Origin of the sequence: Nonomuraea sp. NPDC046570, assembly GCF_040645915.1 — a bacterium.
Classification (GTDB): Bacteria; Actinomycetota; Actinomycetes; order Streptosporangiales; family Streptosporangiaceae; genus Nonomuraea.
Window position 1 is genome coordinate 34,676 of record NZ_JBEYZF010000039.1, and the last position, 23,990, is coordinate 58,665.

General features: G+C 67.7%; 31 protein-coding genes and 1 pseudogene. 19 read left to right on the top strand and 13 right to left on the bottom strand.

Features of this window, described 5'->3' with window-relative positions:
• Window positions 1-18 precede the first annotated feature (18 nt).
• The 5 genes from ABZ911_RS36770 to ABZ911_RS36790 all read left to right on the top strand — a co-directional run bounded on the left by ABZ911_RS36770 (window position 19) and on the right by ABZ911_RS36790 (window position 3,772).
• Window positions 19-1,152 (top strand): hypothetical protein, encoded by a 1,134-nt coding sequence (locus ABZ911_RS36770; protein WP_358067036.1) that lies wholly within the window; start codon window positions 19-21, stop codon window positions 1,150-1,152.
• 179 nt (window positions 1,153-1,331) lie between these two features.
• Window positions 1,332-1,730 carry a hypothetical protein gene (locus ABZ911_RS36775; RefSeq protein ID WP_358067039.1) on the top strand — a complete coding sequence of 133 codons (399 nt, stop codon included), beginning with the start codon at window positions 1,332-1,334 and terminating at the stop codon, window positions 1,728-1,730.
• Window positions 1,727-2,683: an RNA polymerase subunit sigma-70 gene (locus ABZ911_RS36780; protein ID WP_358067042.1), complete on the top strand. Its 957-nt coding sequence runs from the start codon at window positions 1,727-1,729 to the stop codon at window positions 2,681-2,683. Before ABZ911_RS36775 ends, ABZ911_RS36780 begins: the two co-directional genes overlap by 4 nt.
• A gap of 62 nt (window positions 2,684-2,745) precedes the next feature.
• Window positions 2,746-3,309: a dihydrofolate reductase family protein gene (locus ABZ911_RS36785; RefSeq protein ID WP_358067045.1), complete on the top strand. Its 564-nt coding sequence runs from the start codon at window positions 2,746-2,748 to the stop codon at window positions 3,307-3,309.
• 112 nt (window positions 3,310-3,421) lie between these two features.
• Window positions 3,422-3,772, top strand: a complete 351-nt coding sequence (locus ABZ911_RS36790; protein ID WP_358067048.1) for a PRC-barrel domain containing protein — start codon at window positions 3,422-3,424, stop codon at window positions 3,770-3,772.
• A gap of 286 nt (window positions 3,773-4,058) precedes the next feature.
• Here the strand turns inward: ABZ911_RS36790 and ABZ911_RS36795 are convergent, their stop codons facing one another.
• From ABZ911_RS36795 to ABZ911_RS36805, 3 genes are all read right to left on the bottom strand, one after another.
• A complete protein-coding gene (locus ABZ911_RS36795) occupies window positions 4,059-4,307 on the bottom strand; it encodes a DUF3703 domain-containing protein (RefSeq protein ID WP_358067051.1) in 249 nt (82 codons plus the stop codon).
• 106 nt (window positions 4,308-4,413) lie between these two features.
• Window positions 4,414-4,998, bottom strand: a complete 585-nt coding sequence (locus tag ABZ911_RS36800) for a hypothetical protein (protein ID WP_358067053.1) — start codon at window positions 4,996-4,998, stop codon at window positions 4,414-4,416.
• A gap of 17 nt (window positions 4,999-5,015) precedes the next feature.
• The gene (locus ABZ911_RS36805; protein WP_358067055.1) at window positions 5,016-5,672 is read right to left on the bottom strand and encodes a C39 family peptidase; all 657 of its coding nucleotides are present in this window, start codon (window positions 5,670-5,672) and stop codon (window positions 5,016-5,018) included.
• Window positions 5,673-6,477: 805 nt separating this feature from the next.
• On the opposite strand from ABZ911_RS36805, the gene ABZ911_RS36810 reads away from it, so the two are divergent.
• Window positions 6,478-7,047: a recombinase family protein gene (locus tag ABZ911_RS36810; RefSeq protein WP_358067058.1), complete on the top strand. Its 570-nt coding sequence runs from the start codon at window positions 6,478-6,480 to the stop codon at window positions 7,045-7,047.
• 463 nt (window positions 7,048-7,510) lie between these two features.
• Here ABZ911_RS36810 and ABZ911_RS36815 read toward each other — a convergent pair whose 3' ends face one another.
• Entirely contained in the window at window positions 7,511-7,699 is a 189-nt protein-coding gene (locus tag ABZ911_RS36815; protein ID WP_358067061.1) for a hypothetical protein, read from the bottom strand.
• A gap of 178 nt (window positions 7,700-7,877) precedes the next feature.
• Here ABZ911_RS36815 and ABZ911_RS36820 point away from each other — a divergent pair, with 178 nt between their 5' ends.
• Entirely contained in the window at window positions 7,878-8,168 is a 291-nt protein-coding gene (locus tag ABZ911_RS36820; protein ID WP_358067064.1) for a hypothetical protein, read from the top strand.
• Between the two features lie 328 nt (window positions 8,169-8,496).
• The gene (locus tag ABZ911_RS36825; RefSeq protein WP_329426274.1) at window positions 8,497-8,850 is read left to right on the top strand and encodes a DUF2809 domain-containing protein; all 354 of its coding nucleotides are present in this window, start codon (window positions 8,497-8,499) and stop codon (window positions 8,848-8,850) included.
• Window positions 8,851-9,509: 659 nt separating this feature from the next.
• On the opposite strand, the gene ABZ911_RS36830 is transcribed toward ABZ911_RS36825, so the two are convergent.
• Window positions 9,510-10,277: a site-specific integrase gene (locus ABZ911_RS36830; protein WP_358067067.1), complete on the bottom strand. Its 768-nt coding sequence runs from the start codon at window positions 10,275-10,277 to the stop codon at window positions 9,510-9,512.
• Between the two features lie 103 nt (window positions 10,278-10,380).
• On the bottom strand, window positions 10,381-11,124 hold the full coding sequence (locus ABZ911_RS36835; protein ID WP_358067070.1) for an SDR family oxidoreductase: 744 nt from the start codon (window positions 11,122-11,124) through the stop codon (window positions 10,381-10,383).
• A 369-nt stretch (window positions 11,125-11,493) separates the two neighbouring features.
• Between ABZ911_RS36835 and ABZ911_RS36840 the strand changes: the two genes are divergently transcribed.
• From ABZ911_RS36840 to ABZ911_RS36865, 6 genes are all read left to right on the top strand, one after another.
• Window positions 11,494-11,862 carry a YciI family protein gene (locus ABZ911_RS36840; RefSeq protein ID WP_358067073.1) on the top strand — a complete coding sequence of 123 codons (369 nt, stop codon included), beginning with the start codon at window positions 11,494-11,496 and terminating at the stop codon, window positions 11,860-11,862.
• Between the two features lie 7 nt (window positions 11,863-11,869).
• Entirely contained in the window at window positions 11,870-12,208 is a 339-nt protein-coding gene (locus ABZ911_RS36845) for a YciI family protein (protein ID WP_358067076.1), read from the top strand.
• Window positions 12,205-13,449, top strand: coding sequence for a sigma-70 family RNA polymerase sigma factor (locus ABZ911_RS36850; protein ID WP_358067078.1), 1,245 nt, complete (start codon window positions 12,205-12,207; stop codon window positions 13,447-13,449). Before ABZ911_RS36845 ends, ABZ911_RS36850 begins: the two co-directional genes overlap by 4 nt.
• Before the next feature lie 218 nt (window positions 13,450-13,667).
• A complete protein-coding gene (locus ABZ911_RS36855) occupies window positions 13,668-14,237 on the top strand; it encodes a hypothetical protein (protein ID WP_358067081.1) in 570 nt (189 codons plus the stop codon).
• A 19-nt stretch (window positions 14,238-14,256) separates the two neighbouring features.
• On the top strand, window positions 14,257-14,760 hold the full coding sequence (locus ABZ911_RS36860) for an integrase core domain-containing protein (protein ID WP_358067084.1): 504 nt from the start codon (window positions 14,257-14,259) through the stop codon (window positions 14,758-14,760).
• Between the two features lie 9 nt (window positions 14,761-14,769).
• Window positions 14,770-14,940, top strand: a complete 171-nt coding sequence (locus tag ABZ911_RS36865) for a hypothetical protein (RefSeq protein ID WP_358067087.1) — start codon at window positions 14,770-14,772, stop codon at window positions 14,938-14,940.
• A 126-nt stretch (window positions 14,941-15,066) separates the two neighbouring features.
• Here ABZ911_RS36865 and ABZ911_RS36870 read toward each other — a convergent pair whose 3' ends face one another.
• A complete protein-coding gene (locus tag ABZ911_RS36870) occupies window positions 15,067-15,210 on the bottom strand; it encodes a hypothetical protein (protein ID WP_358067090.1) in 144 nt (47 codons plus the stop codon).
• A gap of 8 nt (window positions 15,211-15,218) precedes the next feature.
• A complete protein-coding gene (locus tag ABZ911_RS36875; protein WP_358067093.1) occupies window positions 15,219-16,274 on the bottom strand; it encodes an MFS transporter in 1,056 nt (351 codons plus the stop codon).
• Window positions 16,275-16,333: 59 nt separating this feature from the next.
• Between ABZ911_RS36875 and ABZ911_RS36880 the strand changes: the two genes are divergently transcribed.
• Both ABZ911_RS36880 and ABZ911_RS36885 read left to right on the top strand, forming a co-directional pair.
• Window positions 16,334-17,332 carry a winged helix-turn-helix domain-containing protein gene (locus tag ABZ911_RS36880; protein WP_358067096.1) on the top strand — a complete coding sequence of 333 codons (999 nt, stop codon included), beginning with the start codon at window positions 16,334-16,336 and terminating at the stop codon, window positions 17,330-17,332.
• Between the two features lie 406 nt (window positions 17,333-17,738).
• Window positions 17,739-18,380 carry an integrase core domain-containing protein gene (locus ABZ911_RS36885; RefSeq protein ID WP_358067099.1) on the top strand — a complete coding sequence of 214 codons (642 nt, stop codon included), beginning with the start codon at window positions 17,739-17,741 and terminating at the stop codon, window positions 18,378-18,380.
• A gap of 369 nt (window positions 18,381-18,749) precedes the next feature.
• Here the strand turns inward: ABZ911_RS36885 and ABZ911_RS36890 are convergent, their stop codons facing one another.
• Together ABZ911_RS36890 and ABZ911_RS36895 are read right to left on the bottom strand one after the other, a co-directional pair.
• On the bottom strand, window positions 18,750-19,355 hold the full coding sequence (locus tag ABZ911_RS36890) for a DUF6461 domain-containing protein (RefSeq protein ID WP_358067120.1): 606 nt from the start codon (window positions 19,353-19,355) through the stop codon (window positions 18,750-18,752).
• Between the two features lie 67 nt (window positions 19,356-19,422).
• Window positions 19,423-19,893: a hypothetical protein gene (locus tag ABZ911_RS36895; RefSeq protein WP_358067102.1), complete on the bottom strand. Its 471-nt coding sequence runs from the start codon at window positions 19,891-19,893 to the stop codon at window positions 19,423-19,425.
• Between the two features lie 257 nt (window positions 19,894-20,150).
• Between ABZ911_RS36895 and ABZ911_RS36900 the strand changes: the two genes are divergently transcribed.
• Both ABZ911_RS36900 and ABZ911_RS36905 read left to right on the top strand, forming a co-directional pair.
• Window positions 20,151-20,417 (top strand): hypothetical protein, encoded by a 267-nt coding sequence (locus ABZ911_RS36900; protein WP_358067105.1) that lies wholly within the window; start codon window positions 20,151-20,153, stop codon window positions 20,415-20,417.
• A 13-nt stretch (window positions 20,418-20,430) separates the two neighbouring features.
• Window positions 20,431-20,790, top strand: a pseudogene (locus tag ABZ911_RS36905) (transposase family protein); the annotation flags it as partial.
• Between the two features lie 671 nt (window positions 20,791-21,461).
• Here the strand turns inward: ABZ911_RS36905 and ABZ911_RS36910 are convergent.
• Both ABZ911_RS36910 and ABZ911_RS36915 read right to left on the bottom strand, forming a co-directional pair.
• A complete protein-coding gene (locus ABZ911_RS36910) occupies window positions 21,462-21,596 on the bottom strand; it encodes a hypothetical protein (RefSeq protein WP_358067108.1) in 135 nt (44 codons plus the stop codon).
• Between the two features lie 144 nt (window positions 21,597-21,740).
• A complete protein-coding gene (locus ABZ911_RS36915; RefSeq protein WP_358067111.1) occupies window positions 21,741-22,445 on the bottom strand; it encodes an MBL fold metallo-hydrolase in 705 nt (234 codons plus the stop codon).
• A 112-nt stretch (window positions 22,446-22,557) separates the two neighbouring features.
• On the opposite strand from ABZ911_RS36915, the gene ABZ911_RS36920 reads away from it, so the two are divergent.
• Window positions 22,558-23,166, top strand: a complete 609-nt coding sequence (locus tag ABZ911_RS36920) for an XRE family transcriptional regulator (protein WP_358067114.1) — start codon at window positions 22,558-22,560, stop codon at window positions 23,164-23,166.
• 345 nt (window positions 23,167-23,511) lie between these two features.
• On the opposite strand, the gene ABZ911_RS36925 is transcribed toward ABZ911_RS36920, so the two are convergent.
• Window positions 23,512-23,898, bottom strand: a complete 387-nt coding sequence (locus ABZ911_RS36925; protein WP_358067117.1) for an ATP-binding protein — start codon at window positions 23,896-23,898, stop codon at window positions 23,512-23,514.
• Between the last annotated feature and the right edge of the window lie 92 nt (window positions 23,899-23,990).

Consider the following 23,990-nt stretch of genomic DNA (forward strand, 5'->3'; position numbering starts at 1 on the left):
CACGCGTGGATGGCCGAGGTGATCCACAGCATCGCCCCCGACATCCCGGTGCATTCCAAGATGGTCGGCAGCACCCTGAAGGACCGCAACTATCTGTTGTGGGGACCCGATCCCGAGCAGTGGGCCACCTTCTCCCAGCTGTCGGGCAACGACGCGTCGAACTATCCGGGACAGGGCGTCGACGGCTTCCTGGGCAAGTTCGCGTTCTACGACCTTCAGGCCAGCATCGCGCGGACTCCGGTGTTCGACTCCGAGGACCATATGATCCCCGACCGCAGCACGTCGTACTCGAAGGCCGAGGCGGCCCACGTCGCGGCGGACCTGTGGCAGGGCGCCCTGCACGGGCGTTCCGCCACCGCGTTCTGGGTGTGGGCGCGGACCACCGAGGTGGCGTCCACCCTGGCGGGCAGCATGCTGCACCGGCCGGACGCGATCGCCGCGGCCGGCCGTACCAGCCTGGATCTGAACCGGTTCGCCGCCGAGGTGGCGCTGCTGCAGGGCGCAGGGTCCGGCGTCGGCATCGTGTACTCGCGGACCTCGTCGGTGTACTCGTCGCAGCACCTGGCCGCGGTGCGCGAGGTGTACAGAGCTCTGCTGATGAATGGGATCCCGGTGCATTTCGTCACCGAGTCCAGCCTGGCCCGGCAGCAGGTCCGCGATGGGGTGAAGCTGGTGGTCGCACCCGGGGTGACGCATCTGCCGGCCGCCTGCCTGCAGGGTCTTCGGGTCCTGGCCCGGAAGGTCCGGCTCGTCGTCGCGGGTGCCGATCCCCTGACGTCTGACGAGCGAAACCAGGCCCATTCGGCTCGTGACCGTACGGCGGTGCTCCGGGAGGCGACTGTCCTGTCGGCCGACGGCCCGGCCGATATCGGGGCCGCCGTGCTCGACCTGGCGCGGCGAAGCCGGTTGGCCGCGGTGACGCTGGAGCGTACGGCCGGCGGTGCGCCGACGGCCGTCGAGTGGCGGCCGGTGCGCGATGGCAGGCGCTGGCTGGTCGGGGTGACGAACTACGGTGCGCAGGCCGAGGTGGTGACGGTCAGACTCCACGGTCGCCAACCGCTCGACCTGCACGACCTGCTCAGCGGCGAACGCCTCGGCTCGTCGCCGGTCGAGCTCACCCCGTTGACGCCTCGGCTCCTGGTGCTCCGGTAGGACGGTGGCCCGGGTGCCGCCGCTCCACCTCAACGGCACCCACTCCGTCGACATCGACGGCGAACTCGCCCAGCTCGACGCCGACGGGTACCGGCCGCTACGCCCCACGGTCGTACCTCTGCTTGACTGAGCCCCGCTCCGGCCGGCACCCCGCCAGCCGTACACAGAAAGGAGTCCTGATGGAGATTCCCCTGTTCAAGGACAGGCAGTGGAGCACATGCCCGCACCCGGTGCCCGAGGACGACGAATCCGACTACGAGGCATGGATGAAGAAGGGCGGCTACGGTCACGCCGCGCACTTCTTCGTCCACGACGACTCGCCCGTCCAGCTGACGATCTGGGGCGACGGCCTACACGGAGGTCAGCTCAGCGGGCGAGCGCCGGCCGGGCACGTGGGAACCGGCGGCGCGCTGCCGCACCTGGGCCCGCGCGCGGTGCTGTGGGTGCTGGAGGGCAACGAGCGGGCCCGCCGGTTCTACGAGAAGGCCGGCTGGTCGGCGGACGGCGTCACCCGGGACGCCCCGATGGGCGGCGAGCTGACCCACCAGCTGCGGTACGCCCGCATGGCCGCCCGGTGACCGACTTCGCCGAACGTGCTGAGCGGCACCGGGGCGAGCTGCGGGTGCACTGCTACCGGATGCTCGGGTCGTTCGACGAGGCGGAGGACCTGGTCCAGGAGGTGTTCCTGCGGGCGTGGCGCGGCCGGGACGGCTTCGAGGGCCGTTCCTCACTGCGCGCCTGGTTGTACCGGATCGCCACCAACGCCTGCCTGGACTTCCTCGACGGCCGGAGCCGCCGGACGCTGCCCGACCAGGCCGATTCGCCGGCCGGCCCGTGGTTGCAGCCGTTCCCCGGCCACCTGTGGGAGCCGGTGGCACCGAGCGCCGACGACCCGGAGGCCGCGGTGGTCGCGAAGGAGACCCTGGAGCTGGCGTTCCTGGCCGCCATCCAGCACCTGCCGCCGAGGCAGCGCGCCGCGACGATCCTGTGCGACGTGCTGGGCTGGCCGGTCCGCCAGACGGCCGAGGCCCTCGACGGCAGTGTCGCCTCGGTCAACAGCGCACTGCAGCGGGCCAGAGCCACCCTGCGCACCCACCTGCCGCCCGGCCGGTCGGACTGGGCCCCGTCAGTCCCGCCCACCGACGAGGACCGCAGGATCCTGCGCCGCTACATGTCCGCGGTGGAGCGCGGCGACCTGACCGAGGTCGCCGAGCTGCTGGCGCGGGACGTGCGGGCGACGATGCCGCCGTACCCGGAGTGGTTCGCCGACCGCGACGGCGTGCTGGCAGCGCTGTCGGCGAGCTGGGACGCCGGCTCACCCGACTACATCGGAACGCTGCGCATGCTGCCGGCGAGCGCCAACGGCCAGTTGGCCGCGGCGACGTACCGGTGTCCGCCGGGCGGGCACACGTACGAGCCGTTCGGCATCGGCGTGCTGCGGGTCCGCGACGGCCGGATAACCGAGATCGTCGCGTTCCACGAGCCGGCCCTGTTCCCGTCGTTCAACCTCCCACCCACCCTGGACCGATGAGGTTCCGCGGTGGATGCCGTCTCAATACCGCACGAGGCAATCAGCCGGCAGAGGAGACAGCAGTGAACGACATCGAACCGCAGACCGCGAACGGCAAGGTGCTCTGGCACTTCACCATGTCCCTGGACGGGTTCGTGGCCGGGCCGAACCACGAGATGGACTGGATGATGACCGGCATCTCGCCCCAGCCGGGCCTGATCGAGGAGTACGTCGGGACCACCGGCGCGATCCTGGGCGGCCGGCGCGGCTGGGACCACTTCCCGGATCCCCGCAGCGTCTACGGCGGCGCCTGGACCGGACCCATCTTTGTGCTCACCCACCATCCGGAGGACGCCAAGCCCGCCGACGGCGTCACATTCCTGGACTGTGACGTGGCCGAGGCGGTACGGATCGCGCTGGCCGCGGCCGGCGGCAGGAACGTCGAGGTGCATTCGCCGACGATCGGTGGCCAGCTTCTCGAACGCGGGCTGCTCGACGAGATCAACCTGCACATCGCGCCCGTGCTGCTCGGCGAGGGCATCCGGCTGCTGGACCTCCCCGGTGGCCGGCCGCACTACCTCCACCGGGTCGGCGCCGGCGACCCCACGGCCGAGCTGAGTGTGCGGTACCGGCCGGTCAGGCCGTGACCGCGAGCGTCACCACGGCGACGGCGAGCGCACCCAGCAGGGGGCCGATCGCCAGACCCCCGGCCCAGGCGCGGGTAACCGACCCACTATCTCGACACACAGGAGGATTCACATGAGCGAGCTATGGAACTACCGCGAAGGCGTCGTTTCCGGCACCGGCGTGAGCTTGATCGGCTTTGACGTCGAGGCCACCGACGGCAAGATCGGCACGGTGGACGAGGAGAGCGACACCGTCGGCAGCAGCTACCTTGTCGTCGACACGGGCTTTTGGATCTTCGGTAAGAAGGTCGTCATGCCCGCCAGCTCCATCGTTCAGATCGACCCCCAGGAGAGAAAGGTCTTCCTCGCTCGCACCAAGGAAGAGATCAAGGACGCTCCGGAGTTCGACGAGAACACCTACAAGGAGCCCGGATACCGCCACCAGATCGGCGACTACTACGGCCGCTTCCCGAAGCTGCCGTAAACGACCACGTCGCAACTCGGGGTTAGTGCGGTCGTGACCATCAAGCCAGAACCCGATAACTACAGTCAGCATTTGATTGGCTACACATAGCTATCTCCGCCTGGGGTGGGCAGAATGTCACCCACTCCAGGCGCGTGAGCGCCATGGGCGTGGCCGATTTTCCGCAATTACTACCGAGACCCCTCCTGGGCCGCTATGCCCTCTCCCGCGCCGATGTGGCCGGGGGATTGCGTCCCTTCCACGACGGCGCTGTCGAGAGCGGCTGAGCCCCCCGGCCGGGGGTGGTTCAGGCGGTGTGCAGCAGTGCGGCCAGGTCGGCGGGCTCGGGCATGGGCTGGGTCAGGCGGACCCGGGCGCGGCCGGTGTTGCCCTCGGGATAGCGGCCCAGCGCCGATCCGGGCGCCGCGACGATGGTCCGCACCACCTGGCCGATCGCTTCACGCCGGTCGCGCCGGCGTACCGCGAGGGCGAACATGGCCAGGTGGTTGGCGGTGTGCGGCCAGGGCCAGGGCTGGGAAACGATGTGCGCGGGCACCACGGCCTTGGGAGCGAGGGCGATGAAGTCACCCCCGCTTCCCCGAGCAGCTCGCGCCGACCGGCGGTCTTTTGCGATGACCTCCAGGAAGGGCGAGCGGATGGCGTTAGGCCGGCTCCCGGATGGGGGGCTGGCGGGCTCTGTAGTCCTGGGCACGGGCGGTGAGTTCTCGGAAGAACACCGGTGGTGGTGTGACCTGGCCCTCGCGCCCGATCGGGGAGGGTGCCAGCGGTATGAGCAGGTCGGTGTTGGGTGAGTGCAACCACAGGGCCATCTGGTAGAGCTCGGGGATCCGCAGGAGTCGGAGGTCGAACCCGGCCAGTTGGAGCTGCGGCAGGGCTCGTGCGGCTTTGACCGCGGTCGCGGTGGCTCCAACGGATGAGCCTCTGTAGAACGTTGGCGGGAAGGTGCGTTCCGGCGTTTCGGAGATTTCGGCGCCGGCGAGCACCTTGCCGCCGGACTCCAGCAGGAATCGCCAGCCCACCGGCTGCGCCTTTTCCAGGCCGCCGCCGGCCTCGATGTCTCGCACGAGCAGTGCGAACACCCGGTGTGGGGTGGACACCTCCACGTCATCTGGGGCGATCTCGCCCAGCAGTTTCGGGCCGTCTCCGCTGGCTCTGGCGATTTGGCCGAGATGGGAGCGCGTTTCGTCGCGAATCCGTCCCGGCGGTTCAGGCGTGTTCAACGGCATTGCAAAGCTCCCTGAGGCTAGTTGCGCCGAGTCTTGAAGGTCCTGTTCCAGGTGCCGTTCTGGCCGCCCGGGTAGCCGCCGAAGAGCGTCTCCCATGCGATCCACATGATGGGAGCGTCCTCCATGCCCGCGTATACCCCTCCCGTGTCCTCCCACGGGTCATGCACCCATACGTGCACCAGTTCACCGGTCTGCGGGCGGTAGCTGTACCCCCAGATGTTGACGATGTGGCCGGAGAGGCCGCCACCCCAGCCGATGTTCATGATGATCGGGCGTCCGGCGTCTATCTCCGCCTTGACCTCGTTCTTCGTCAACTCCGTGAGTCTTCTGACCCCCACCCACCTGCCGCCCATCCACGTCTGGTCGACGCGATGCCTGTCAGCTTCGGCGACCGGGACCTGAATCCCGGCTTGCTGCAGCGGCCCAGCATCCGGCCACCAGCCCTGGTTGCAGTCCCCGCGTAACTCGCCATCCGGGCAGCAGCCGAACGGTCGCTGGTCGGCGAACCGGGAGTCGTCCCTGTTGAGGACTGCGGCGGCGAATCCGCACTGGGTCCAAACCTGCGCGTTGGCGTAGAAGTTCGCGACGCTGATCGTCGTCGCGTTCCAACACCAGAATGTTTGTTCCTGGTATTGAATGCTGCGCCAGTATGTCGAGCCGAGGCTCTTGATCATGACGCTCTCGTCTGGTTGTGACACGCGACGTCATCCCTTCGCTACGCCGGTTACGTCGTCGCCGTCTTCGTGTTGATGATTCAACGGCATCCTTTAGCCAGAGCTTTTACCGGATAGCCGAGAATGTAAATGGGCAGATTTGCCGGAGTGGAGCCGAGAAACTCGAACCTCTGAGACCAACTGGGGGTGCCGTCAAGGCGGCTGTCACCAGCCGTCATTTGGGTGCTGACGTGCGCAGTCAGTGAGTACGGTGATGGGGTGCCAGAACCTCGGTGACCTTGGCGATGGCGTGCGTTCGTGGCGCGTTCCATACGGAACGGTGTCCAGATCCGGCCAACCTCGCATCCGTCGGGGCCGGGGCCCTTGCCGGGGGGCGGGTGCGGCCGGATGATCAGGCGGGCGAGAGGGGCGTTGAGCAAGGTGAGGCCCCTCCTCGGTCGTGGCGATCCGCACGCCCGTCGTGGCGTCGTGTTGTGTGCGCACCCTGTGCGGCGCGGGCACGCGGATCTGCCCTGCACCACCCATGTCGTCACGGATGTTCCTGACCCGACTGGGTCAGGCCGGGGCGGGGCGGTCAAGGTGGACGATCGAGCATGCGATCGGCCCTTCCGGCACGCCCTCGTGGGCGGCGCAGGCTGCCTTACCTCTCTTCCGCAAGTCCGGGTTGTTTCTCAGAAACCCTCTATTGCCAGAGAAGATCACCAGACGGCTTCGCAGGGCTGGTTCTGATCACCAGAGAAGCTGATTTCTTCTCAGAACTCGTTCTCATGCAAGTCTGTGGATCTCCGGGTTCTGGGAAATGTTTGTGAGAGCATCTGGGGCATGGCCGAGGCCCCGCAACCCGGGCCATCCGTGGCGGCCGGGCACGCCGCCGCCCGCGCCGCTCAGTGACGATGGGCCCTCAGCCGACATCCGGATCGGCTACGCCCGCTGCTCCGCGCTCACCCAGGAACTGCAGTCGCAGCTGGACGCGCTGGCCGCACATGGCATTCCGCGGGAGAAGATCTTCTCCGAGAAGATCTCGACCCGGGTGAAGGTGCGCCCGCAATTCGAGGCGGCGCTCGCGCTGGCCCGGCAGATCAAGGCGCACGCCCCGCACTGCCGGGTCATCCTGACGGTGTATGAGATGAAGAGGCTGGGCCGCGACGCCGCCGAACTCACCGCGCTGGCCGACCACCTGACCGCGCACGGCCTGGTGCTGGAGATGCTCGCCGGGCCGCTGGCCGGCATCTACGATCCGTCCGGGCCGGGCCGGATGTTGTTCGCGTTCTTCGCCGCGATGGCCGAGACCGAACGCGAGGCCATCCGCGAGTCCACCCTGGAGGGCCTGGACGCCGCCGCCCGCAAGGGCAAGCACGGCAACCGCCCCCTGTGATCATCGACGACAGGCTGCACACCGTGCTGCGCCGCCGCGCTGCCGGGGAACGCGTCGAAGGCATCCCAAGAATCTGATCATCCCGACCGGGAAACGCAAGGGCCAGGCGCGGACGGCGCAGGAGGCCGAACTTCGCCATCGCCTGCAAAGCCAGCCTCACCCGAACGCGGAGCTCCGATAGCTCGCACGATCAGTCTCGGCGCTGTCAGCTCATCCAAGCCCGCAAGAGTCGCTCGCGCTGCTGGTCGTTCAGCGCTGTGCTCGGCATCCCAGGTCGCGGCCTGCTCATCGAACAACGCCTGCACGACCTGAGCCAGATCCGGCCCCCACACCCCGTCCACGGCAACCTGCCGGGCCAGCGTCTGCAGCTCAGACACGTTGTCCAGGACCGGCTTTCATGGTGGCGAGGGCACTCCAGAGGGCAACGCAGTGATCGCCATAAGACTGAGTCTGGCGCCAATCATCAGCGGTCGGCCGTAGCGCCAATATCCGGTCCGATCCTCCCCGGAGGCCACTCCATGCCCAGCCGCTCGTACACGTCCCACACCTGCCGGCCGCGCGGCACCAGGGCGACGAGCGCGACGAGCGCGTCCGCCTCGGGTGAGGGGTCGGCGAGGACGGCGAGGACCGCCTGCTCCGGCGGCAACGTCACCCCTTCGCGCTCCCACATCGTCCGGTCGACGCCTGCCGCGTACCGGGCGCCAGCATGATCCTGGCTGGCGGCCTTGAGATTTCCAGGCGGACGGTCATGCGGCGTCTGGGTGGGCGGACAGGTCAGGATGGTTTCGACGGAGTGAGGTGGAACCTACCCGGCGGAAGTGGTTGGGCACATGGATTACACGCCGGACGACATCGTGTTCCGGGACGGTAAGGCGGCCGCGCTGATCGACTGCGACATCGCCAAGCTGATTGCCCGGGTGGATGAGGTGGCCGACGCGATGATGTGCTGGTCACCGTTGTGCGACCCCCGTCGACGCCGACCCGCTGTTGCGGGAGATGGACGTGCCGCGCCGTTGCCGGATCCTGGCCGACGCCTACGGGATGTCAGACGTCCACCGTTCCGGCTCGTCGAGGTGTTCGCGCTGCGGACCCGGCGGGCGTGGTTTCTGATGACGCAGTGAGCCGAGGAGCGGGGTGGCGGCTGGGCGCGGATGTGGGATGAGGGAATCGGCGATGAGATCAAGCGGCGCGAGGACTGGCTGGATCGGCCATGGCGCGGTCATCGAGGCGGCGCTGAGCGCACCGTAACCCCCTGTCTCATCTGGTCGGGCCTCATTCCGGATGAATCATCACTACGTTCCAGCGTGCTGGCATGCCGTCGCCATGGCACTCCACTGCGCGGTCGCTGACCTGACGCAATCAGCATGCCGCCATAAGGGACGAGCTCTATGATCAGGTTCGTCCTGATCGTTGAGATTCGGAGAAGATGTCAATCTCATGCGCCGTGCCATGGTCCTTCTGGGTGGCGTCGCCCTCGCCGTCGGCGCGTTCGCCCTCTTCTACCGGGGCCCGGGACAACCGTTCATCCGCGGTTACGTGAGTGACGTCGGCGCCACCATGCTGGTCTACGCGTTCTTGGGGCTGCTGTGGCGCACCACCGCCGCACGCCGCACCCTGGCCACGGCCGCGATCGCCGCCGCCGTCGAGTTCTACCAAATAGTCGGCATGACCCCGCCGGGCATCGGCGGTGTCCTGGTCGGCGCGTTCCCCGACCCATGGGACCTGGTCGCCTATGCCATCGGTGTGGTCGCGGCCCTGGCCTGGGAACGCCGATTGGTCCGATCCGGTGATCAGACCGGCTGACTCTCGGACGCCACCCCACCGGCACGCTGACGGTACGGATGCCCCCACAGCGGCGAGGTCATCGGGTTCGTCCTTCCAGGAGCTCCGGTAGTAACGGCAAGATCAAGAGATTACGTGGCCATCGACCAGGATTTCCGATGTCCGCCTGTCGGGACCCTTCCGAACCATCCGCCTGGATTCACCTGTCCGTCGACCTGGAGTTTTAGATGGCCGCTTACACAGGGCCAGCCGGCCGCACTGGCTATCGAGCGCTCCGACGCTCACTACTCAGGCACCTTCTACCTGGCCTAACACCGCTCGCGTGTACTTGGTAGCAGCTTCCTTAACGGCAGGCCATATCCCAGGAGTCGACTCCACAGGAGCCCCCCTGCCGCCGGCCCGCGACTTCGACTCCTGGCGCCATCTCGGCTCGCCCGGCACGCACGCCTTCTGGGTCCATCACCAACCCCTGGTCCGGCCTGCTGCAAGGAGCCGAGGAGTATCTGCGGCACACCGCGCGACGCCCAGGCGTCTATCCCGACACCGCGCGCCGACTTCAGGCCGTGCTTGAAAGATGGGACGCACGATCGTGACGTTCAGCCGGGGCCGCCACATCTAGGCGTACTTGGGGGGCAGCCGGAATACGGGAGAAAGACACCGCGGCCGGGTGTTCCTGCTGGTTAGTGGCGTCGGCGGGGTGGGGCGAGGTGTTCGGTGACGGCGGCGATTGCTTCGCTGCCGGGCCGGGTGTAGCGCATGGCGGTGCGGGGGTTCTTGTGCCGGGTCTTGGCCATGATGAGCTGCAGGGGAATTTCGGCGTTGCCGAGGTGGGTGGCGGCGGAGTGGCGGAGCTGGTGGAGGTCGAGCCCGGAGTACTTGTCGAGCAGTACCCGGGCACGGTCGTAGCCCAGACGTCCCCGGCCGGTGTGCGGGCAGATGTCGGCGGCCGCGGGCTGTCGGGCGGGGACGGGGCGGCGTTCGGAAAGGAACAGCGGACCCCGGGTGCGCTGAGTCCCGTCGGGCAGCTGGGGTAGGAGGTGGGCGGTGCCGGTGTCCCAGTACACCCATTCGATCGCCCAGCCCTTGGATCGGATCGGTGCGCGGCGTCCTTCGAGGTCGAGTTCTTCGACGTTGAGGGCGAGGATCTCGGCGGCGCGGGCGGCGGTTTCGTAGAGCATCCGCCACAGGGTCTTCTCACGCAGCGGCACGTCCCGGCGCGACAGTAGCCGGTGGATCGTCGTCTTCGCGACCGCCTTGGTTTCGTCTGGGGTCTCGCGGCGCCGTTCAACATCGCTCGGCACCGACGGGGCCACCCACCGCTTCTTCGTCGTGCACCAGGTGAGCCAGGAGGCGACCGCGGCCCGGTTGCGGTTCCACGTCGCCGGCGCGCACCCACCCCACAACTGGGTGAGCGCGGCTCCGATCTCGTCGTCGGCGACCTCAGCCAACAGCCGGCCCGCACCCAGAAGCGCGACGGTCCGGTCGATCGCCGAAGCGTAGGCGCGATGCGTGTTCGGATTGACGAACGTCCGGCTCGCCGCCCACCGCCGGTCAGATCATCAGGCCACCGGAGACACGCAGGTTCTGACCCGTGATCCATTGCGAGTCGGGCCCGGCCAGGAAGGCAACGACGTTGGCAATGTCCTCCGGCCGTCCCAGCCGTTGCAGTGGCGTCATGGCCACAACGTGCTCGATGGCCTGCTCCAGATTCTCCCCAGCTGCGGCGCGCATCATGTCTGTGTCGGTGGCACCAGGGGACACGCTGTTGACCGTGATGCCCCTGGAACCGAACTCGCGGGCGGCGACCGCGGTGATCGACTCCAGCGCCGCCTTGCTGGCGAAGTACAAGGCCAGGCCCGGCACCGCACCGGCAGAGGAGATGTTGATGATCCGCCCACCCTCGCCGAGCCTTTCGGCAGCGGCTTGGATAACGAAGAACGGCCCCTTGGTGTTGACGGCCATCACCTCGTCAAAGTCGCTCTCAGCGGCGTCGCAGATGTTCCCCATCGGATTGATCGCCGCGTTGTTGACCACCACGTCCAAACCGGCCAGGCTCCGGTCGACCTCACCGAAGAGGTACTTCAGGTCCTCCAAGCGCCCCTGGTCCGCTCGTACCGCGATCGCCTGCCCGCCAAAGGCCGCCACTTCAGCCACCACGTCCTCAGCCGCCGCCTGGTCGCGGTTGAAGCTGAACATCACTGCCGCGCCCTCACGAGCCAGCCTCACCACGATCGCTCGCCCGATCCCCCGCGACCCGCCGGTCACCAGTGCCGTCTTCTTCTCCAGGGTTCCCATGTCGACTCCTTGCCATCGGCCGCTCCCCTGATGGGAGCGCCTCACAGCAGAGTCGTAACAACGGTGTCAGTCTTGACATCCGCGTCGAAGAAAATCCAGGAAGGGGACAGCGGCACCGGGCCCTGCCGCAACCGAGGGCGACTGGGGCATCGGCCGCGACAGGAAGACTCCGGGGCTGAGCAGCAACCGTACGGCCAGTGGCGGCAAGGTCGGCTGAGCGCGTAAACGCCCAGGCCGGGCGCCCCTTTGGGGAGGTAGTTGGAGCGGTGGGAGATTCTTGCGGCTCGGTACCGCAAGAATGCGGCACCGGCGTCGACTCTATGGTGAACGGCAGCCTCAGGGGGCCGCCTGACCAGCGAAGGAGACGACATGAAATTCTTGTTGATCATGCACAACAACCCGAAGATCTGGGACGCGCTGACCGAGGAGGAGCGCAACGAGGTGATGCGGGGCCACGGCGCGTTCATGGAGACCGTCAAGAAGTCCGGGGAGATGCTCAGCACCGTCGCGCTGACCGACCCGTCGCAGAGCGCCGTGGTCAGGGTCCGGGGCGGCGTCCCGGCGGTGACGGACGGGCCCTACCTTGAGGCCAAGGAGTACCTCGGCGGCTACTACCTGGTGGAATGCGACACCAGGGAGCGTGCACTGGAGTTGGCCGCGCTCATTCCGGACGCCGGCGTCGAGGGCCTCGGCATCGAGGTGCGGCCGGTGGTCTACGCAGGCACGGCAGACGACTGAGCACGCGGTGAAGTTCCTGCTGAATCTCTACCTGAACGCCGCCGACTCATCGGGGGAAGGATTCGGCCATGAGGAGTTCCTGGCTGCGGCCGGGCAGGCAGGAGAACTGATCAGTGCCCACGCGTTCGCCGATCCTTCCATCAGCGCCGTCGTACGGGTTCGGGACGGCGTGGTGACGGTGAGCGAGGGCCCGTACATCCAGACCTCGGATCATGTCGCCGGCCAGTACGTGGTCGACTGCGAGAGCCGGGAGCGCGCCGTGGAACTGGCCGCCCTGATACCGAGCGGCCAGGCCGGCGGCGTGGAGGTGCGGCCGCTGATGGACTCGGCCGGGATGGAGATGTGAGCGCGTCCGAACGCCTCGGGGACCTGCTGCGCGAACTCGCGCCGCAGGTCCTCGGCGTGCTCCTGCGCCGGTACGGCGGGTTCGAGGAGTGCGAGGACGCGGTGCAGGAGGCGTTGCTCGCCGCGGCGACGCAGTGGCCCGGCGAGGGCGTCCCGGAGAGCCCGCGGTCCTGGCTGGTCACCGTCGCCTCCCGCCGCCTGGTCGACCAGGTACGCAGCGAGCAGGCGCGCCGCCGCCGGGAGGCCACCGCGGCGGCACGGGAGGCGCCGGACGCCGACCTCGCACCGGCGCCCGGCAACGAAAGCGGGGGCGACCAGGACGACACGCTCACGCTGCTGTTCCTGTGCTGCCATCCGGCGCTGACGCCCGCCTCTCAGGTGGCGCTCACGCTGCGCGCCGTCGGCGGGCTCACCACCGCCGAGGTGGCTCGGGCGTTCCTCGTGCCGGAGGCCACCATGGCGCCGCGGATCAGCCGCGCCAAGCAGCGGATCAAAGCCGCCGGCGCGTCATTCGAGCTGCCTGCCGCCCACGAGCGCGTCGCACGGCTGGACGCCGTCCTCCACGTGCTCTACCTGATCTTCAACGAGGGCTACACCGCCAGCTCCGGCCCCGACCTGCACCGCGGCGAGCTCACCACAGAGGCGATCCGGCTCACCCGTATGGTGCACCGGGCCTTGCCGGATGACGGTGAAGTCGCCGGGCTTTTGTCGCTGATGCTGCTGACCGACGCCCGCCGCGCGGCCCGCGCCGGCCCGGACGGCGCCCTCGTGCCACTGGCCGAGCAGGACCGCAGCCGGTGGGACACCGCTCTGATCGAAGAGGGTTGCGCGCTGGTCACCGACGCCATGTCCGCCTCACCCCTCGGTCCTTACCAGCTCCAGGCGGCAATCGCCGCGCTGCACGTCCAGGCGCCGCGAGCCGGGGACACCGACTGGGAACAGATCCGCATTCTGTACGGAATCCTCACTCGGATCACGCCGAACCCGATGGTCACGCTCAATCACGCCGTCGCGGTCGCGATGACCCGCGGGCCCCAGGCCGGCCTCGAACTGCTGGAAAGCCTGGACGGCGACCCCCGGATCGCCCGTCACCACCGCCTCTACGCCGTGCGCGCCCACCTACAGGAGCTGGCCGGCGAGTACGCTGCCGCGCGAGAGAACTACCGGCTAGCGGCCCGGCGTACCACGAGCCTTCCCGAACACCGCTACCTGCGGGACAGGGCAGGCAAGCTAGACCGATAACAGCCGGCGAGGGCGCACCCGGTGGACTGCCAGCAGCGCCATCTCTGCTCCCACACTGCGAGCGGCTGGCCGCTGCAGTGTCTGACCTCCGGTGTCTGGGGTCGGTGCGCTTGCCGATAATTACATCCGCCCAGGTCATGGCCTTGTGGGGCTTCGTGTGGTGGGCGCGAGCTTCGGCCCCTCAGGAGAGGGAGACGCATGGGGCATGATGATCGGTCGTGCTTCTTCGCCTGGCCTGTCTCGCCGTTACGAACGCGTTCGCCGCGCTGCGGTTGCTGCCCGTGGGCGAGACGTCGAGATCCTTGCTTTGCGCTCAGATCACGGTCCTTGAACGGCAACTCGGCGCCGATGCCAGGGTGAGGTTCGCGCCCGAGGACCGGGCCTTTCTCGCCGCGCTCCTGACCTCGTTGCCCCGCGAGGTCCTGCACCGGTTACGGCTTCTCGTCCGGCAGGATACCGTCTTGCGCTGGCATCGCGATCTGATGAAACGGCGTCACGCCCGTACCTGTAGGAACAACAACAGGCGAGGTCGCCCGCCTACGGTCCGCTCCATCCGTGTCCTCATCCTGCGCCTGGTTCGAGAGAACCCCGGCTGGGGATATCGGCGGGTGCACGGTGAGCTCACCACGCTCGGCATCAAGCTCGCGCCGTCCACGGTCTGGGAGATTCTCAAGCAGGAAGGTCTTGATCCGGCTCCCGAGCGGGCGTCCATCACGTGGGCCGACTTCCTGCGTTCCCAAGCGGATGCCCTGCTGGCCTGCGATTTCATCGAGGGCCATCACCCTTGATGGGCAGCGCTGGTACATCTTGGCGGTCATCGAGCACGCCACCAGGCGCGTCCGCGTGCTGGGCACTACCGCGCACCCGAACGCGAGCTGGGTCATCCAGGCGATCAAGAATCTGGTGATGGATCTGGACGATGCGGGCTGCCGGGTGCGCTACCTGATCCGAGACCGGGATGGGAAGTTCCCGGCCCTGATGGATGTGGTCCTCGCCGAGGTCGGCATCCAGACCGTGCTCGCCGGTATCCGGATGCCGCGGATGAACTCGATCATGGAACGGTGGGTGCAGTCCTGCCGCCGCGAACTCCTCGACCGGTGCCTCGTGTGGAACGAACGCCACCTGCGGCATGCCCTGCGCGAATGCGAACGGTTCTACAACCAGCACCGAGCCCATCAAGCCCTGGCCCAAGCGGCCCCGCTGCGTCCCGTCCCGGATCCGATCGCGGATCCAGAGCGAATCGTCGACTTGAACATACGCCGACGAGACCGACTTGGCGGAGTCCTCCACGAGTACTCACATGCCGCTTGAACTGCATGGATGGATTTTTCGGCAGGCGCAGAGCTGCTGGCCCACATCTCCCCGGCGCACAGCGAGAATGTCAACTTCTTCGGCGTGATCACCGTGGATGTCGAGGCGGAGTTGGCCAAGTTGGCTGGCGGCGGCTGGCGGCCACTGCGTCCGGCTGCCGCAGACGTGACGTTGATGTGATCGCCGCGTCCTTGCCAACCAGTCCGCGCGGGCGCCTGCGCTATCGGCTTTGTTTCGCAGTCCCGGGCGCACCGGAGGCGACCTTGACCAAACCCTCCTCCGACATCGGCCGCTCTTCATGCGCTGCTACGCCCTCGGCGACGCGAGCACGCGCCAGAGACCCAATACGGCCAGCAGGGACGCCGCGCCCGCCGCGCCGACGACCAGGCCGGGCGCTGACACCTCGCCCAACGCCCCGCCGCCTGCCGCGAACAGCCCCTGCAACGTCATGGTCCCTGTCAGCGCCAGCCCGAAGGCCTGGCCTCGGTTCGCCTCCGGCACCGCCTCCAGGAAGCGCCGGGCCAGCCCCAGCTGGTACGAGACCCCGAACCCGGACACGGCGAGCAGCAGCGCCGCGATAACCGGCCCGGGCGAGAGCGCGAAGCCGAGCAGCGGCGCGCCGAGCAGCAGTGCCAGCGGCCCGGCCAGCCGTTCCCTTCGTTCCGGGTGACCAGCCGGCCGATCGCGAGGTCGCCGGTGAGCATGCCGAGCGCCACAGCGGTGAACAGCAGCCCGGCCGAGTCCGGCATGCCGATCTGGACGGCGTACGGGACGAGCACGCCCTCGGCGCCGACCACGAGCGCGGGCGGCAGCCACTGGGCCAGCAGCAGCGAACGGATCGCCGGCTGGCGCAGCAGTTCGCGATTGACGCGCCAGGTCTCGCGTACCGCGTACCCTGCGGCCATACCGCGGCGCGGCCGCTCGGCCAGCCGCAGGCGCAGCAGTGCGGCGGACAGCAGGCAGCTCGCCACGGTGATCCAGAGCGCGCCGTACGGGCCGAGCGCCGCGATCAGCATCCCGCCCACGGCGAAGCCGAGTACCTGCGTGCCGCCGGCGGCCATGGAGAACACGGCCCGGCCGAGCACGTACCGGTCGCCGTCGAGCAGTTCGGGCAGCAGCGCGCTGCGCGCCGCGGAGGCGACCGCGCTGGGGATGCCGGTGACGAACACCAGCACCAGCATCGCGGTGGGGGAGAGCAGCCCGGCGGCGAGCACAGCGGCGACCGCGGCGCGGACCAGGTCGTAGCCGACCATCACCGCCCGCGGCGGCCACCGGTCGGCGTACGCCAGCAGCAGCGTGCCGCCAAGGGCGTAGGGCAGGAAGCCGGCGACGTAGGCCAGCGCGGCCAGCAGGGGCGAGCCGGTGCCGGCGTAGACGGTCACCGATAGCGCGAGCATCTTCACCGTCTCGCCGCCGAGGAAGAGCGTGTAGCCGGTGAACAGCACGCGGAACTGGCCTACCGCGAACACCTCGCGGTAGGTGGCCCGCGCTGGTGCGGCCTGGGGTGTCGTCATGCGGGCCAGTCTCGGGGCGGTGCAGGCGGAGGCGTTAAGCTTTCGCGTGGAGGCGAAAGATGCTTGCCATCGAAGTCGGGCCGGTCGACGTGGCGCACACCCGCTACGCGATCTCGCCGCTGGGTGAAGCGATGAACGCGCTGCGGGTCGCGGCGGGCAAGCAGCCGGCCGGGCCGCTGCGGCCCTGGGCGGAGCGCATCGCGCCGCGGTACGCGCGGCTGCTCTGCGAGACGCCCGCGGTCGGGGCGCTGACAACGCTGCTCCGCCGCGGCGCCTACAACGCCGACTTCATCCAGCCTCCGCCTTCGGGCCTCGGCGACGACTTCGCCGTCGAACTCGCCGCGGTGCGGGCGACCCCGCTGCGCCAGGTTCGCGCGGAGATCGCCCGCAACCTGGTCGGGCTGCGTACGCCGCCGCGCCACGTCCAGCAGATCCTGACCGCCCCGGAGGTGCTCACCCGGCTTTCGGACGCGATCGAGGCGACCTGGCACGCGCTGGTCGAGCCCGACTGGCCGCGGCTGCGTACGGTGCTGGAGCGCGACCTGGTGCACCGCGCCGGGCACCTCGCCATGTACGGCTGGGCCGCGGCGCTGTCCGACCTGGATCCGCGGGTGGGCTGGCGCTCCGAGGGGGCCGACGGTGTGATCGAGGTGCGCACCGGCCCCCGGAACGAGTGGCAGCGGTACCGGCTGGGCGGCAAGGGACTGCTGCTGATGCCGACCGTCTTCGGCACCCTCATCAGCTACGTCGAGCCGCCCTGGCCGTACGCCCTGGTGTATCCGGCGCGTGGCGTCGCGAACCTGCTCGGGCCGCCGCCCCCGCAGGGCGGTGCGGCGGCGCTGGCGCGGCTGGTCGGCCCGCACCGCGCGCAGGTGCTGCGGGCGCTCGAGGTGCCGGCGACGACCACGCAGTTGGTCCGCCAGCTGGGTCTCAGCCTGGGCGCAGTCGGCGGCCACCTGGCCGTGCTGCGCGAATCTGCCCTGGTCACACGGACGCGGACCGGCCGATCCGTGCGCTACGAGCGCACCCCTCTGGGCGAGACTCTGGCCGGCGACTGAGCGCGGCCCCCGGCGGCGGGCTGGATCCCAGCCCGCCACCATGAGTGCTTATGCGAAACATAGCCGAGAGCGCAGGCGCCGGCTTCGCCAGCGATGCAGAACGTCACCAACGGCGATGCCGGCCGCGCTCGAAGTCTTCGCCAGGGGAGGATTGACCCGGTAGAGCATCCCGTCGGGAGTCCACCAGTGGCAGTCCTGCTCGTGCGGCAGCGCCGACGCCGGGGGCTTGCGTGTGCGCTGCCCCCGCGAGACCTGTGAGGTGCCAGAACTGGTGCAGGGCGGTTGACCTGGGATCCGCGATCTGATCGTTCGGTTGGCGCGGGAGAATCCACGATGGGGGCATCGACGCATCCAGGGCGAGCTACTCGGTCTTGGGTACCGGGCGGGGGAGGGGACGATCCGCCGGGTGTTGGCGGCGGCGGGGCTTGGGCCCGCGCCGCGCCGGGCTTCACCGACCTGGCGCCGGTTCCTCATCGCTCAAGCCTCCGGCATCCTGGCATGCGACTTTCTTCACGTCGATACGGTGTTCCTCCAGCGCCTGTACGTGTTGTTCATCATGGAGATCGAAACGCGGCGCGTCCACATTCTCGGTGTCACCGCTCATCCAACCGGTGCCTGGACGGCGCAGCAGGCGCGCAACCTGCTGATGGAGCTGGGCGAACGAGCCGATCGATTTCGGTTTCTGATCCGCGACCGGGACGCCAAGTTCACCGGAGGCTTTGACCCGGTGTTCGCCGGTGCGGGTGTGCGGGTCCTCAAGACGCCGTCCCGCTCACCGCGGGCGAATGCGTTCGCCGAGCGGTTCGTCGGGACGCTCCGGCGCGAATGCCTCGATCACCTTCTGGTCCACGGCGAGCGACACCTCCGACAGATCCTGGCCGAGTACGAGGACCACTACGACCAGCACCGGCCGCATCAGGCGATGTCGCTACGACCCCCAATGCACGATCCGGCCCGGGAGGCCGATCTCACAGCTCAAATACGGCGACGACCGGCGGTCAGCGGTCTGATCAGTGGTATCGCCGAGCTGCCTAACATCTGCACGTAACCGCAGGCCAGGAGACGTCGCGCGGATCTTGGCGCCGCACAAGTTCAGCGTTGAACGCGACACATCGACTGCGGCACGGTAGAACAGCATCCGAGACCCCTGGTGGTGACGGTGTGGATTGTGGTGATCAGCCCGTCTACCAGGGGTTTCTCTACTTGATCAGGCGATCCCCGAACTCGCGATCATGCTGTGACCAAGAGCCTGCCGGCGGAGGATGAAAAAGGGTCAGTGAAGGGCCCACAGCGCGGCTCCCGGCGTCCGACTAAGCCACCGCCTCAACCGGACCATAGAGACACGACGTCGGCGGGCAACCACCCCGACTTTCAGCCCGGAACGGGCCGCCCGCCAGGGCGATCGGAGACTAACCCGTCACCTTCGCGTCAGTCCAATGCGAGAGTGCACCGCCTCAAGCCAGTCAGCGGCCATGTCCGTTTCCGTTATGCGGCCGATCAACGCCAGGGTCGAGCTGATGCTCTCGTCCTCTTCCACGGGGTTGTCATCGCCACTGACCTGAAAGCGCAGCCCATCCATCAGGTGATCGAGCGCGTGCGGGTCGCTGCCGTGCTTGGAGTCGGGCCAGGTGGGCCGGAAAGAGACGATGGTGTCCCCGTCCCGGATGTACTTGAAGCTGTCGTGGCCGTTGATGTCCATGCTGAAGCTGAGGGCGTGACGGCCTCCTTCGGTCAGCGACAGCAGGAAAGCGTCGTCTGAACGTGTCGGCAGGATGCCCGTCCAACCTCTGGCCTCGGCTACCCAGAGAGAACCGTCGTCGCCGTTGTGATCGAGGATTTCGCTCAGGTGGCTCGGGGTGCGGGTGGAAAGGTCCAAGGAGAAGGCTTGGGCGAGGGTGTCGAGATCCGCTCCCTTGATCCAAAGGGCGCTGAATCCCAGCGACCACAGGTCCATGTCGTGATCGAGTTCTTCGGTGAAGAGAGTCGAGACCAGAAGGTCGTGCAGGTACGTCGGCGACCGCATGATCACCTCCCGATTGTCGGTGCGCCAGGAGGGGGCATCCCGGAGACGCCCCCTCCTGACTGTGGAGTTATGACGGTGGCGTGCCCGTGCGGATTCTGACCCAGAAGGCGTTGGACGGCCAGTTGCCCGCGCCGCCTTCACGGGAGCTCGAGGTGAAGACGCGATAGCGGGAGTAGAAAGCTCCCAGATCGCGTCCGGCGGCCTGGTTGTGCGCCGCGCTCACCATACGAATTGAGGCGTTGAACGTAGGCGTCCAGACATTGTTGACCATTTTGCCCTCGACGCCGAGCGCTTGGAAGGTGAAGCGGAACGGATACTCGTCGCACTCCTTGCCCGTGCCGGCCCCGCTGAGGTTCGGACAGTACCAGGTCATCTGGGTGCGGTTCTTCCCGTTCAGCAGCACGCCGTCGGGGGCGAGCTCGCTGTTCGCCCGCCTGGTCAAGGGGGCCCTGGGTATCACGTCGTAGTTGCCGGGGAAGTTCTTGGGGTTTTGGAAGGCGTCCCTGATGTGTCTCGCCTGTACCGCTTCAGAATCCATCGAGGGCTGCTTGATCTGCGGTTTTGACCTTCAGCCACTGTGCGGGCAAGATCGCGCTTCACGCAGGGCCTCGGCGTGGTGGCGGTCGCCCGTCACCATCAAGACGAAGTGTTGTCGCCGGAGGAATAGATGGTTGAACAGGCTGTCGACCCGCCGGTGACCTCAAGAACGCGGCGAGCCATAGCCCGATCGACATTCGCAGGGTCACCGGCGCAGTCCTCGAAGTCTCTCGCGCACTGGTTCAGTACGTTGCCGGGTTGCTGCGGGCAGAGCGCCGGCTGCGTGGAACACCCAAGGGCAGCCGCGCCTTGACCCCGTTCCGGCAGGCGGTCATGGTGCTGTGCTGGTTCCGCGGCGACTTGCCCGCGTACCAGACGTCGATGGGCTCGCCTTTGACGCTGAGGGCCTGCGCGCCGATCAACTCAGCGACCTGGAGCAGCGACTCACCGATGAGCCTCGGCGCCGCCATGCACGGAGATCTCGACGAGACGCGCGTCTACCAGCAGGCACTGACCGCCGCATAAGTGAACGAAAAAGCTCGGCCGCGATCACCGAGTCTCCCGGGCCACCGCCTACCGTTACATCGACGAGGGGATCGACGCTCTGGCAGCTCAGGCGCCGGATCTCCACGAGGCTCTGGACCACGCCCAGGCCGAAGGACTGGCGTATGTGATCCTGGACGGAACATTGATCCCGATCGACCGCTGCGCCGAACCCCACCACCACGCCGGCAACCTGCAAGCACTATCGTCACCAAACGGACTGCCATTGTGGATCGCCGAGGTCGAACCCGGCTCCGTCCACCACCTGACCGCCGCCCGCACCCACGTCCTGGGTGCGCTGTACGCCGCTGCCGCAGGCGGCCTGCCCACCCTCGCCGACAGCGGCTACAACGGCACTTCTTCATCCTCGCGGTACGGGTGAGCCCAGCAGCGAAATAGTTCGGGGCGATGGGGATTTCTTGGACGCCTATGGTGGCGTTCCGGGTCTTTCGGGAGGAGTCGTCGAAGGCCGGAAACAGACGGCAGCACACCCGCGGTGCACTGAGGTGATCTCAGCGAATAGCCGGTTGATGGTTGTGCTCAAAATGAGTGAGGACAAGCGGCCCTCGCCGCCGCACCAGTCGACCGGCTGGTTGCCGGGCCGGACCTGGTGAGCACGGCCGCACTCCTGGCGACAGAGATCTTCCAAGGGTTCGGCAGATCGGAGGCTCTACAGATCTCGCAGAGCGGCCAGGTGCGAGAGCCGTACTGGAGCAGTCGAAATGGGCGTCACCCAATCACGGGGTGGGCAGTCGATCACGGCGCCAAGGTGACTCAAGAGACCATCCAGTAGCTGCCGCTGTAATGCCCTGAAGTGGTTTCACGAACGAGTTTTGGGACCGCGATTCGTGTGAGCTTTGGTACCAGTTCGCGATCTTCGGGAGCGGTTCGGCGAACGAGTTTTGGTACCAGTTCTCACTCAGGGACGCCAGGTATTGACCTGTCGTTAAGGAAGCTGTCACCAGGTACACCGGAGCGGAGTTTGCCCAGATAGCGGGACACTTGAGTCTCTGCCGCCCCATAGGACTACAAACTGCTGATCAGGTGGATCGGGCGCTGGTCTTCTTTGCGCATGATGACGACGGCGAACGTCTGCCCGGGGTAGTGCACCGCGCAGCAGGAGCAGACGGACATGACGAGCTTGCCCTCCTTGTCCGCCATCGCGAGCGCGGCCCGGAGCCGACAGGCTCGATCAGCCGATCGGTGGTGCGAGGTACTCCAGCGCATAACCGTCGCCGGAGGCGGTTACGCGGGCGATGCCGGGTGAGTCGAGGTGGGCGCCGGCTACGAAGTGGTGTGGTTGGTTCAGTTGTTCGAGGAGAGCCGCTCGCGCGGCGCGGGCCTGGGACTGGTTGCCGTCGAGCTCCCAGGACACGTTCGGCTGATCGAATTGGAGCGTGGGAACGTGAACGGTGTCGCCCCAGACGAGAAGGTGGCCGGTGCCGCTCCTGATGTCGTAGACGGTGTGACCGGGTTGTGGCCCGGTGTCGGCATCGCGGTGGTCCAGTCGTTGATCGCGACCTTCTCCGACACGGGTACGACCCGGTCGCGGATCGGCTCGAGCCGCCCCGTGAACACCGAGGTGTCGCCCGCGCCGATCCACACGCGCTCGAGTTTGGTGAACGCCTCTGAACCGTCCGGCGCGATCAGGCCGCTCACGTGGTCTTCGTGCTTGTGGGTGATGGCCACATCGGTGACCTGCGCGCGGTCGATTCCCGCTTCGTCGAGCGCGTCGTAGATCAATCCCATGGTGGGGTCGTGCCAGGCGTTGGACGCGCCGGTGTCGATGAGGACCGACCGCGTGCCGTCGGTGACGAAGAAGGCGTTGACCGACAGCCGCAAGTTGTCGCCGGCCAGCGGGACGGCGGCTGGCAGCTCATCAAGCATGCGCCCATCCTCGTCGCGGAGCCGTGTCGGCGGCATGTCGATGTACCCGTCTCGCAACGAGATCACCTGCAGTTCGCCGAATTCGAACGTGGCATGGTGCTGGCCACTCGAGATCAAACGCATGGAACCTCCGTCGTGTTGGGCGCACATCGCGTGTCTCCGATAGAAGACTCTATCTTCTTTAGGAGAAACCCTAAACTGTGGGCGGCGAGGTACCCATCGATTGAGGAGCACGGTGGTCGAGCAAGACGGAAACGCGGCCGAACCACAGCACGGTGACGACCTGGCCGGCGCGTTCGGCGGTAACGTGCGGCGACGCCGCGAGGAGGCGGGCCTGACGCTGGAACAGCTGTCTGCACAGTCGTCGGTCAGCCGGGCGATGCTGTCCAAGGTCGAACGGGGTGAGAAGAGCCCGACGATCGGCGTCGCGTCTAGGATCGCCCACGCGCTCGACGCGTCGCTCTCGGACCTGATCGGTGCGCCAGCTGCTGCCGCGTCTGGTGTGGCCGTTGTCATGCGCAAGAACGATCGCCCCGTTTTCCGTGACCCGGAAACCGGCTTCGAGCGGCACATGGTGTCAGCGGCCCCGGGCGCGGGAGGAGCCGAGATGGTCGTTCACTACCTCCCCGCGCAGGTCTCTACCGGGCTGCTGCCCGCGTATCCGCCGGGTACGGAGAAACAACTCGTGGTGCTCGACGGCACCCTCACCGTCGCGGTCGGCGGGATCAACGAGACCCTGAACACAGGCGACTCCCTGTTCATGCAGGCCGACGCGGACCACGGCTTCGCCAACCGAACGAACGCTCCCTGCGAATACATCATGGTCATCTCGCGCAGAACCTGATCGCCCGCAGCTTGCGGGCCTGGACAAAGCTGGCTAGGGCATCGCCAACCTCACGGCATTCTTCGGGAAAGCCGACTTGCGAGCAGCCGTATTGATCGCGTGGGCGGGCCAGTCGTCCGCCGTGCGGTCATGAGTGCGGAGTGCCTGTTCGCACTCGTCGATGATTCGGTGTCGGACGGCTATGACGTTCAGGAGCCATCGAGGCTATGGGCATGGGCAGAGGACTGGTTCGGGTGCGGCCTGGCAGGTCAGTTCATGAAACAGCCTGGTGTCGCGTTCTTCCTCCTCGAGGCGCGTGCGGAGGAAGGCGGTGAGGTCACGGGGCATTGGTGGATAGCCAAATGGTCAGGCTGTTTCGCCTGTCTGTGGCTTGCCTCGGCCTTGGGCCATGCGGTAGGAGCTGGTTCCGGTCTCGATGATGGTGGCGTTGAAGGTGAGCCGGTCGACGATGGCGGCGCAGAGACGGGGTTCGGTGAAGGTCTTGGTCCAGCCGCCGAAGCTCTCGTTGGAGGCGATGGCGACGCTGGCGGTTTCCTCGCGATCGGTCAGGACCTGGAAGAGCAGGTCAGCGCCGCGTTTGTCAAGCTCCATGTAGCCCAGCTCATCGATGCAGAGAAGATCGAAGCGTCGGTAGCGGGCGATGGTCTTGTTGAGCATCAGTTCGTCGGCGGCTTCGACGAGCTCGTTGACGAGCTTGGCGGCCAGCACGTACTTGACCCGGTATTCGGCCATTGAGGTGCCCGGCAGATTCCGGACAGTCGGCTACATAAGCTGACAGAAGTCTGGAAGAGGTAGGTACGTGACGAGGCGTCGTAGGCAGTTCT